We start from the raw sequence: 10,517 nt of genomic DNA, 5'->3' as shown, positions 1-10,517 counted from the left end.
TAGTCCATGATCGGCGCGAACATCACCCGGTCCATCGAGAGCTGCTGGATGCGATGCAGCAGGGCCTCGCGCTTGCGGGGATCGCGCTCGCGGGCCTGCTGCACGACCAGGTCGTCGATGTCGGGATAGCCGCCGTAGGCGTAGCTGCCCTTCGAGTAGATGAACTCCGCCACGCGGCTGGCCGCGTTGCCGGAGTTCCCCGCCGCCACCATGAACAGCCCGCGCAGCTTCTTCTCCCGCCAAGCGGCGTAGAAGGTCGCGCGCTCCATCGTGCGGATCCGCGTGCGGATGCCCACGGCGTTCAGGTAGTTCACCGAGGCCTCGGCCGTTGCGAAGAACGGCGGGATCGGCACGAACTCCCCGGCGTCGAGCCCGTTGGGGTAGCCGGCCTCCACGAGCAGCTGCTTGGCCTTGGCGGCGTCGTAGGGGAACCCCGACGTTTGCAGTGCGTAGTCCATGACGCGAGGCACGATGACCGACGTGGGCGGGCAGAACCCCAGGCAGGACGCCTCGTTGATCGCCTTGCGATCCAGCGCGTAGTTGACGGCCAGCCGCAACCGCTTGTCGTGCCAGGGGGACTTGGGGTCCCACTGGTCGGCGAACTCGATCCAGTAGATGGAGGCGTGCTTGGAGGGCACCAGCTGCAGCTTCGGGTCACGGCGGACGTTCTCGGCGTCCTCGCCGTCCAGGGCAAAGGCGATGTCCGCCTCGACCTTCTTGAGCATCGCCACACGGGTGGTGCCCTCGGGGACGCTCTTCATGACCAGCCGCTTGACGTTGGGCACACGGCGCCAGTAGCTGGTGGTGGCCTCCATCACCACCTCCACGCCCGGCAGGTGGCTCACGAAACGGTACGGGCCGGCGCCGATGGGATGCTTGCGGAACCCATCGTCTCCGACCTGCGTGATGTATTTCTTGGGCACGACGATCCCGGCCGCGGTGGCCGTCGTGCCGTAGAAGGTCATGAAGTCCGGCCAGGGCTCCTTCAGGTGGAAGCGGATCGTCGACGGATCGACGACCTCTACTTTCGTGACCCGTGTCTGTAGCTCCTTGGCCCCGGCCCCCTTGTACCGATCGAAGCTGAACTTCGCGTCCTCGGCGGTGACGGGGTCGCCGTTGTGGAACTTGACGCCGCGGCGGAGCTTGAACTCGTACACCAGGCCGTCCGGGCTTTCCGTCCACAACTCCGCCAGGCTGTTGCCGACCTTCTGTCCGGGCAGCGGACGCACGAGCGCATCGTGGATCGCGTACATGATCCCGAAGGGCGTGATCTGCGGCGGCGCGGTCGACGGGTCGAACCAGCTCGGCGCGATCGTGACGTGCCACGCGATGACGGCCTCGCCCGCTGGTGCTGCCTGGCCCGTGGTGCCCTGCCCGGCGGCCCCCTGGACGGTGCCAACGATCAGGACGGCGCCCAGGACCAGGGAGGCGACACCGGGGTGTCGGAGCTCACGACGTTGTGGACCCATGTTCGTCACCTGCCGGTGGCGATCAGGTGGAGGAATCGGGCGAGTCAGGACGTAGGTTCGCATCAATCCTCGGCCAGCCAGACGTCCTGAAGCTTCTGATTGGTGAAGTGACTCGGCTGGGCCACGTAGTTCCTCACCTTGGCCCAGTGCACGACGTTGCGGCTCCACCACAGGCCCGGCATGTGGTACGCGTTCTCGAGCACGATCTTCTGCAGCTCGATGACCAGCTTCCTGCGCTCGGCGGGGTCTAACGCCCGCGCCTGCCGCGCGTACAGGTCGTCGATGGCGGGATTGGTGAAGCGCCCCCAGTTCTGCGGCGACCCCGTGAGGTAAGGAAACAACAGCTGATCGGGATCGTCGATGAACGCGCCGGCCGGGAACACCATCAGCTCGAAGTTCCCCTGATCCCGCCCATCCGCATACCACGTCGCCGTCTCGAGCGGACGATGCTCGGCCTCGATCCCTATCTTGCGCCACTCCTGGATCACGTACACCGCGAAGTCCTGGTAGGGGAGCTTGACGTTGCGGTTCTTCAGCACCACCTTGAAGCCGTTGGGGTAGCCCGCCTCGGCGAGCAGCCGTTTGGCTTCAGCGCGGCTCTTGTCGGCGTCACGCCAGAACCCCGGGAACTTCTCGAGCTCGGCCGGCGACATCGCCCACTCCGTTCCCGGACGCGTGAGGGCCCCGGGGTCCTTGAGGCCCGTGAGCGGGTACAGCACCCGGCCGCCCGTGTAGCGATCGATGCCCAGGGTGAGGGCCTTGCGGACACGAGCGTCGGTGAAGGGCTTCACGTTGTTGTTGATCGAGATGCCGAACTGGATGACGAAGGGGGTCTGCTGGACGACCACCTTGTCGCCGAGCTGCCTCTTGATCGCCTCCACCTCGGAGTTGGGCAGATCCCGGAACTCGATGTAGGCGCGCCCGGACCGGATGGCCGCCGCGCGCACGGACGTCTCCGTGCTGATGTAGAACTTGTAGCCGTTCAGGTACGGCCGGTCCTTGACGAAGTAGTCCGGATTCCGCTCCCCTTCGAACGTCGACCCGCGCGTGTGGCTCTTGAGCTTGAAGGGCCCGGAGCCCACCACGTTCGTCTTGAAGTAGTTCGGGTCCTTGTCGAGGTACTTCTTCGGGAAGATGACGTTCCAGGGCGAGGCGAGGTTCGACAGGAGGGAAGCCGAGGGGAACTTGGCCTTGATCACCACGGTGGTGGGGTCCGGCGCCTCGATGCTCGCGATCGCCGCGTAGTAGGGCTGCCGGATGCTGCGGACCGCGGCCGGTGGGAAGACGATCTTGTCGTAGGTGGCCTTGACGTCAGCCGCGGTCAACGTCGAGCCGTCGTGGAACCGGATGTCCCCGCGGATCTTGAACGTGTACGTCAATCCGTCCGGCGAGATCTTCCACTCGCTGGCCACGTCGCCGATGACGTTCGGGTAGTTGTAGGGATCGAACTGCAGGAGCGTGCTGTAGAGCGGGGCGACGGGCTGGAGCGTGGCGAAGGTGCTCTCCTGGTGCGGGTCGAGGCTCGGCGCGTCGGCCCCGATGGCCGACAGCAGGATTCCGCCTCGGCGCGGGGTTTCCGTCGCCTGGGCCGCGGCGGAGCTCGCCACGGCCAGGGAGCCGACCAGGGCACCGAGCGCGACAACGCTGAGCAACGTCCGGCGACGTCGAATTCTTGCCGTCATATGACACCTCCCACGTAGGTGGGCCCCCGGACAATAAAGGAATTGCGAATCCGCCTATCCCGTATCGGTCCTCCCTCTCAGGTGGCATCTCGCGCCGATCCTGTCAGAGCGCGCGGGACAAGTCAAACCGGAGCCTCGCCCCCATCCGCCGTTCGACGACACCAATTTGACCTCGCCCCCCCCGCTCTGGCAGCATCGCCACGATATGCGACAGCGGGCGCTCGGTGATCGGGTCCGGTCGAGCGATGATTCTCGGGAAGGGGTCCGGGCCTTCCGCGAGAAGCGCCCCGAATTACCGGTCGCGCGCGTGCTATAGTCCGCGTACCCCAGGAACCCTCTGACCCACACACAGCATCCGGGAGGGATGGCGATGAAGCCATGGCGCTCGCTCTCGTGGTCGACGCTTCTCATCGTGGCAGTCCTGATGGCCGTCAGTCCGGGTAGCGCCGGCGCGGCCGATGTCATCAAGTTCGGCATCGCGACGCCGCTCTCCGGGCCCGCCGCGCCCTGGGGCATTCCCCACAAGGGCGCGACCGAGCTGATCTTCGACGAGATCAACGCCCAGGGCGGGCTCGAGGTGGGCGGCAAGAAGTACAAGCTCGAGGTGGTCGCCTACGACCACAAGTACGTGATCGCCGAAGGCGTGGCCACGGTCAACCGGCTCATCTCCAAGGACGGCGTGCACTTCATCTCCGTCCTGGGAGGCACCGTGGTCAAGGCCATCGAGGAGACGGTCAACGAAACCCGCACCCTGAACCTGCCCCTGGCCTACGCCGACGGGCTGGTGAGCCCGAAGAATCCCTACACCTTCCACAGCTTCCCCTCCCCGCCGGAGACCGTCACCTTCTGGAACTGGATCAAGCAGAACCATCCGAATATCAAGCGCGTGGCCTCCATCACGCCGAACGACGACACCGGCTGGTGGTCGCTCAAGGTGGAGACGAACTACGTCGCCAAGCTGGGCTACGAGGTGGTGGCGCGGGAGTTCTTCGAGCGCCCCGTGACGGACTTCAACCCGCTCCTGCTGCGCGTCCTCGCCCAGAAGCCGGACATCATCAGCGTGCTCGCCTCGCCGGCGGGCAGCGTCGGCCTGATCATCAAGCAGGCCCGCGTGCTCGGCTTCAAGGGTCGGTTCATCCACATCGGCCAGATGGACACCTCGGTGGTGGCGGGCATCGCCGGGAAGGAGAACGTGGAGGGCACGTGGGTCCACGGTTACGTGCAGACACCGCTGCCGGAGAAGATCAAGAGCTGGCAGGCGCGGTATACCAAGAAGCACGGCGAGTGGAACGCGACCAGCATCGACTTCGTCAATCCGGCCTTCGCGTTCGTGGCGGCCGTGAAGAAGGCCCAGAGCCTCGACCCGAAGAAGATCGCGGAGGCGCTGAGCACGGTCGAGTTCGAGAACCTCTGGGGGAAGGCGCACTTCGGTGGGAAGGACTACTACGGCATCGGCAACCAGATCATCTACCCCATGCCCTTCTCCGAGGTCAGAGACGGGATCGCGCACCTCGTCGTCCAGCTCAAACCGCCTCACAACTGATCAGCCGCATGTCGAATGATCGAGGAGCGCCCCGGGTTCCCCGGGGCGCTCCGAGCGTTTGGGGGCGGTGGGGGGCCATGTCGGGGCCTCCCACTTCCAGATGACTCCTGCGCTGTTTGTGCAGAGCACGGTCATCGGCCTCAGCATCGGCTCGATCTACATCCTGATGGCCCTCGGGCTCACCCTCATGTTCGGCATGATGCACATCATCAACTTCGCGCACGGGGCGGTCTACATGCTGGGCGCCTTCGTCATCTACTACGTCTTTTTCCAGTGGGGGGCGCCGTACTTCGCGGCCTTCGTGGTCGCGATGCTCCTGCTGGGCGCGTTCGGGTATCTCGTCGAGCGCTCGATCTACCGGCCCATCAAGGGGGGCATCGAACCGACGCTGGTGGCCCTCCTCGCCCTCACCACCCTGCTGCAGGCCGCCGGCTATCCGGTCTTCGGCACCCTCGACAAACACGTGCCGCCGGTCTTTTCGGGAACGAGAAACGTGCTCGGCGTGATGATTTCCGTCGAGCGCCTGATGATCATCCCCATCGCGGGCGTGCTGGTCGTCTCACTCTACCTGTTCATCAACAGGACCCGGATGGGCGCGGCCATGCGCGCGATCGAGCAGGACAAGGAGGCGGCGGCCCTCCAGGGCGTCAACGTGAACGTGGTGAACGGCCTCGCCTTCGCCGTCGGCTTCGCGCTGGCCGCGGCGGCCGGCGCGCTCATGGCGCCGATTTTCAAGCTCGACCCCATGATGGGGGAACAGCCGCTCCTGAAGGCGTTCATCATCATCATCCTGGGCGGCCTCGGGAGCATTCCGGGCGCCATCCTGGGCGGGCTCATCCTGGGCCTCATCGACTCCATCGTCGCCACCGCGCTCGGCGCCGAGCCGGCCTTCCTCCTGAGCTTCGTCTTCATCATCCTCCTGCTCCTCTTCCGACCGACCGGACTCTTCGGTCATGCCCCGTAGCGCGCGCACCGCGGCCGCGCTGATCGTCGTGGTGGCCCTCCTGACCCTGCTCCCGCTCGTGGCCGGCGACTACTACGTCTATCTCTTCGCTCTCGTGTTCATCAACGTCATCCTCGCCGCGAGCCTGCGCCCGTCGCTCTCCTGCGGCCAGCTCAACATCGGACACTCGGCGTTCATGTGCATCGGGGCGTACACGTCGGCGCTCCTCGCCAAAGATCTCGGCGTTCCCTTCGAGCTCTCGCTGCTCGGGGGGGCCGTCCTGGCCGCCGCCGTCGGCCTCGGCATCGGCTATCCCTCGCTGAGGCTGCGGGGCGTCTACTTCGCCATGGTGACGGTGGCCTTCGTCGAGGCGGTTCGCCTCATCGCCTCGATCTGGGTCCCCCTGACCCGCGGCAATGCCGGCTTGAGCGGTGTTCCGAAGCCCAGCATCCTGGGCATGACGCTGGCCACGAAAACGAGCCAGTACTACCTGGGGCTCGTCCTCATGCTCGTGGTGCTCGTCATTCTCGGAAAGCTGGAGCGAAGTCGCCTCGGGCTCGTCTGGAAGGGCATTGGCCTGGCCGATAACCTCGCGCAGTCGCTCGGCGTCAACATCGCCAACTACAAGCTGCTGGCCTTCGCGCTCGGCTGCTTCTTCGCGGGCGTGGCCGGCGCCTTCTACGCGCATTTCATCCGCTTTCTCTTCCCGCCGGAGTTCGGCTTTCTGCTCGCCACCAACATCCTCATCTACAACTTCGTCGGCGGTCGGGGCCACTTCGCGGGCCCGATCGTCGGGGCCGTCTTCCTGTCGCTCCTCTCCGAACCCTTCCGGGGCAGCGCCTACGAGACCATCTTCTACTCGATCGTGATGCTGCTGACCATCCTCTTCTTGCCCGGCGGTCTCATCACGTTGCCCGGAAAGCTGGCGGGGCTCCGGTGGTGGAAGAGCGCCGCGGCGGAGAGCCCGAGCCCGGCCGCGTGAGCTCCCGGCTCCTTCTCGAAACGCGGGGCCTCACCCGGTACTTCGGCGGACTCGCCGCCGTCGACCATGTCGATCTCACCGTCTCCGAAGGCGAGATCGTCGGCCTCATCGGCCCGAACGGCGCGGGCAAGACGACCTACTTCAATCTGCTGTCCGGCTTCATCCGGCCGACGGCCGGCACCATCCGGTTCGACGGCGCCGACATCACCCGGCTCCGGCCGCATCAAGTCGTCCGGCGTGGACTGGTGCGCACCTTCCAGCTCACCACGCTCTTCCAGGAGCTGACGGCGCTGGAGAACGTCCTCCTCGGCCTGCACCTGCACAGCAGGAAGGGCCTGGGCCAGGTGCTGTTCAGCCGTCGGACGTACCCAGCGGAAGAGGTCGCCCGCAGCCGCGAGGTGCTGGACTTCGCGGGGCTGTCCACTCACGCCGATCAGCTCGCGCGGAATCTCCCGCATGGCCACCAGCGCGCGCTCGGGATCGCCATGGCCCTGGCCGCACGACCGCGGCTCCTGTTGCTCGACGAGCCGGTGACCGGGATGAATCTCGACGAGAGCGGTCGCGTCATGGCGCTGGTGAAGACCATCCGCGATCGGGGCACCACCATCCTGCTCGTCGAGCACAACATGAAGGCGGTCATGGGAACGTGCGAGCGCATCGTCGTGCTGAACTTCGGGCAGAAGCTCGCCGAGGGCACGCCCGCCGACGTGAGCACGAACGCGAGGGTGATCGAAGCCTACCTCGGCGCGGGACTCGCGCATGCTTGAGGTCCGAGACCTCCGGGTCCGTTACGGCGCGGTGGAAGCGGTGAAGGGCCTCTCCTTGCAGGTGCCCGCCCGCGCCATCGTCAGCCTGATCGGCGCGAACGGCGCGGGCAAGACGACGAGCCTCCGCGCGCTCACGGGTCTGATCACACCGAGCGGCGGGGAGGCGCGCTTCGAGAACACGTCACTGGTCGGCCTCGCGCCGCACGACATCGTGCGACTCGGCATCGCGCACGTCCCCGAAGGCCGCCGGCTCTTCCCGAAGATGAGCGTCCTCGAAAATCTGAAAATGGGCGCATATCTCCGCACCAAGAAATCTGGGGTCGCGTCCACGCTCGCCATGATCTACGAGCACTTCCCGATCCTGCGCGAGCGGGGGCGCCAGCTCGCGGGCTCGCTGTCGGGCGGCGAGCAGCAGATGCTGGCCATCGCCCGCGCCCTCATGACCCGGCCGAAGCTGCTCCTGCTGGACGAGCCCTCCATGGGGCTCTCGCCGATCATGACGGCGGAGATCGGCAAGGTCATCCGGCAGATCAACGCGCTCGACGTCTCGATCATCCTCGTGGAGCAGAACGCGATGCTCGCGCTGACCCTCGCGCAGTACGGCTACGTGCTGGAGACGGGAACGCTCGTGATGCAGGGCAAGGCCGACGAGCTCTTGCGTGACGAAGGCGTGAAAAAGGCGTATCTCGGGATCTGAGTTCCCCACGCCTGGCGAGGAGGACCCATGAGAGACGGCTTCCGCGCGTGGGGCGCTGAGCCAAGGCTGGGCACGTCGGCGGCGGCTCGAGTAAGGAGGTTCGCCCGGTGAGCGAATTCGACGGCAAGATCGTGCTGGTCACTGGATGCGCGCGGGCGCGTGGGATGGGTCGTGCGATCTCCGTCGCGTTCGCCCGCGCGGGTGCCGATGTCGTCGTGACGGACGTGGCGGTTGGCGGGACACGGAACGAGAACGAGGAGGGGCTCGAGGAAATACGTCTCGGGTGGAAGGGCCTCGAGAGCCTGGCCGGGGAGATCCAGGGCCTCGGGCGTCGCGTCCTCGCGCTTGTCGGCGACGTGAGCCGCGCCACCGACGCGGAGGGCTTCGTCGCGGACGCCCTCGCGCAGCTCGGCCGCATCGACGTGCTCGTCAACAACGCCGCCGCCCCCCACGGTGCTGATCGTCGTCTGCTCTGGGAAGTGCCCGAGGAAGCGTGGGATCTGGTCATCGACGTCAATCTCAAGGGCACGTTCTTGATGAGCCGCGCCGTGATCCCTCACATGCTATGGCGCGGCAGCGGGCGGATCATCAACATGGCCTCGGTGTCGGGCAAGCGAGGCACCGCCCGGCGCGGCGCCTACACGGCGTCGAAGTTCGGCGTGATCGGCCTCACCCAGGCCATGGCCCAGGAGCTGGGAGCACACGGCATCACGGTCAACGCGATCTGCCCCGGCAGCGTCGACACGAGCCGGCGTGAATCGACCTCTCGGCGCGAGCGCGCGCTCGCAGAGCGCGACCCGAACGCCCCCGTGCTCGCTCTTCCTCCCACCGGTCGCATCGCCCGTCCTGACGACATCGCCCGCCTGGCGCTGTTCTTCGCGTCTTCGCTGAGCGACCACATCACCGGTCAAGCGTGGAACGTCGATGGGGGGACGGTGATGCACTGAGCGCTGCGCCTCTGGCCATGATCGAGGATTCCCGGGTCGTGGAGCAGACGGCCGCCTCGCCAGCGGCGGGGGCCCGATCACCGCGAGCACCCCGCTCACCCAACGCAAGAAGAGTTCACGTCGGCCCAGGGAGATCAAATCTGATGGCGCGCTTTGACGACTGCGCAACGAAGTACCAGACCGTCCGCAGGCCGCCCATGACGTCCAGTTTCAGGATTCGGCCCACTTCCCGAACGGGATGGTGCCGGGCGACGGCATAGAAGGCATGAGCGTGGTTGATCGAACCATCACGCCGGGCACGTGATCCAGAATGCCGGCCGATACCACCGAACGTGTCCGCCTGAGCATCGCCGAGGCCCGCGCGCTGTCCGAGGGTGCCATGCGCGGGATCGGATACGAGCCCGAGGAGGCCCGTATCCTCGCCGACCACGTGATCGACGCGGCCCTGTGCGGCTACGAGTACTCCGGCCTGCCGAAGCTGCTCAACGTCGCCGACCACCCCCGCTTCAAGGCTCGGCGCCGCCCGATGCGCGTGCTCAGGGAGACGAGCGTCTCGGTGCTTTTCGACGGTGGTAACCAGAGCGGCATGCTGGGGATGTACTACGCGACGCGCGCGGTGATCGAGCGGGCGCAACCGCATGGCTTCGCGCTCGTTGGCGTCAACAACATCTGGATGAGCGGCCGCAGCGCCTACTACGTCGAGATGGTGGCGCGGGCAGGCCTGATCGGGATCCACACGGTGGCCGCGCCCCCTTTGGTCGCCCCGCTGGGCGGTGCCAAGGCGGCCCTCGGCACCAATCCGATCGCCTTCGGCTTTCCGATGGAAGGCGACCCGCTGGTGATCGATCTGGGCACCTCCGCGTTCATGGGCACGGATCTCCAGTTCCGGCAGCGTCTCGGCATCCCACTGCCGGAGGGCGTGGCGATCGACGAGCACGGCCGTCCCACGACGGACGCGGGGGCCGCGCGACGCGGCGCGATCCTGCCCTTCGGCGGGCACAAGGGCTACGCGCTGGCCCTCGCGATGCACGCGCTCGGCGTGCTCTGTGGCGGGGCGGCCGACCAGGAAGGCGGCGGGTACCTCTTCATCGCGTTCAAGCCCGATCTGTTCGCTCCACTGGAAGACTATCGGCGCGCGCTGGCCGCAGAGATCGCCGTGATCAAGGCGACGCCGCGGCAGGAAGGCGTCGACGAGATCCGCATTCCCGGCGAGCGCGCGTATCGCGACCGCGCGCGCCTCGCGCGCGAGGGCCTCGAGATCGACCGGCGCATCCATGAGGCGCTGATCCAGCTCGCGGAGGGCAGGCGCGGCGCCTGAGAAGGAGGGTGGAAACGATCATGCGCGAGAACACGCTCAAGCAACGGCTCTACGCCGGGAAGGCTGCCTTCGGCGTCATGTGCACCTTCCCCTCGCCCCCCGTGGTGGAGATGCTGGGCCACCTCGGGTTCGACTGGATCCTGCTCGACAACGAGCACGGCTCCATCAC

9 protein-coding genes are annotated in these 10,517 nt (G+C 66.8%); 7 read left to right on the top strand and 2 right to left on the bottom strand.

Going from position 1 to position 10,517, the window contains the following annotated elements; translation table 11 throughout:
* A partial coding sequence (locus tag VGT00_08280; protein HEV8531399.1) for an ABC transporter substrate-binding protein occupies positions 1-1,469 on the bottom strand: 1,469 nt, incomplete at its 3' end.
* A gap of 62 nt (positions 1,470-1,531) precedes the next feature.
* Complete coding sequence (locus VGT00_08275; GenBank protein HEV8531398.1) at positions 1,532-3,151, bottom strand: ABC transporter substrate-binding protein; 1,620 nt, start codon at positions 3,149-3,151, stop codon at positions 1,532-1,534.
* Between the two features lie 370 nt (positions 3,152-3,521).
* On the opposite strand from VGT00_08275, the gene VGT00_08270 reads away from it, so the two are divergent.
* From VGT00_08270 to VGT00_08240, 7 genes are all read left to right on the top strand, one after another.
* A complete protein-coding gene (locus tag VGT00_08270; protein HEV8531397.1) occupies positions 3,522-4,694 on the top strand; it encodes an ABC transporter substrate-binding protein in 1,173 nt (390 codons plus the stop codon).
* Between the two features lie 100 nt (positions 4,695-4,794).
* Complete coding sequence (locus VGT00_08265) at positions 4,795-5,658, top strand: branched-chain amino acid ABC transporter permease (protein HEV8531396.1); 864 nt, start codon at positions 4,795-4,797, stop codon at positions 5,656-5,658.
* Positions 5,648-6,619 carry a branched-chain amino acid ABC transporter permease gene (locus VGT00_08260; protein HEV8531395.1) on the top strand — a complete coding sequence of 324 codons (972 nt, stop codon included), beginning with the start codon at positions 5,648-5,650 and terminating at the stop codon, positions 6,617-6,619. Before VGT00_08265 ends, VGT00_08260 begins: the two co-directional genes overlap by 11 nt.
* Positions 6,616-7,386 (top strand): ABC transporter ATP-binding protein, encoded by a 771-nt coding sequence (locus VGT00_08255; protein ID HEV8531394.1) that lies wholly within the window; start codon positions 6,616-6,618, stop codon positions 7,384-7,386. The genes VGT00_08260 and VGT00_08255 overlap by 4 nt, the downstream gene beginning before the upstream one ends.
* The gene (locus VGT00_08250; GenBank protein ID HEV8531393.1) at positions 7,379-8,083 is read left to right on the top strand and encodes an ABC transporter ATP-binding protein; all 705 of its coding nucleotides are present in this window, start codon (positions 7,379-7,381) and stop codon (positions 8,081-8,083) included. The genes VGT00_08255 and VGT00_08250 overlap by 8 nt, the downstream gene beginning before the upstream one ends.
* A gap of 107 nt (positions 8,084-8,190) precedes the next feature.
* The gene (locus VGT00_08245; GenBank protein ID HEV8531392.1) at positions 8,191-9,030 is read left to right on the top strand and encodes an SDR family NAD(P)-dependent oxidoreductase; all 840 of its coding nucleotides are present in this window, start codon (positions 8,191-8,193) and stop codon (positions 9,028-9,030) included.
* Between the two features lie 310 nt (positions 9,031-9,340).
* Positions 9,341-10,348, top strand: a complete 1,008-nt coding sequence (locus VGT00_08240; GenBank protein HEV8531391.1) for an Ldh family oxidoreductase — start codon at positions 9,341-9,343, stop codon at positions 10,346-10,348.
* Positions 10,349-10,517: the final 169 nt, after the last annotated feature.

The organism is Candidatus Methylomirabilota bacterium (genome assembly GCA_036002485.1).
Lineage (GTDB): Bacteria > Methylomirabilota > Methylomirabilia > Rokubacteriales > CSP1-6 > AR37.
The sequence above is the reverse complement of the archived record's forward strand: the minus strand, read 5'-3'. Positions and strand labels throughout refer to the sequence as shown.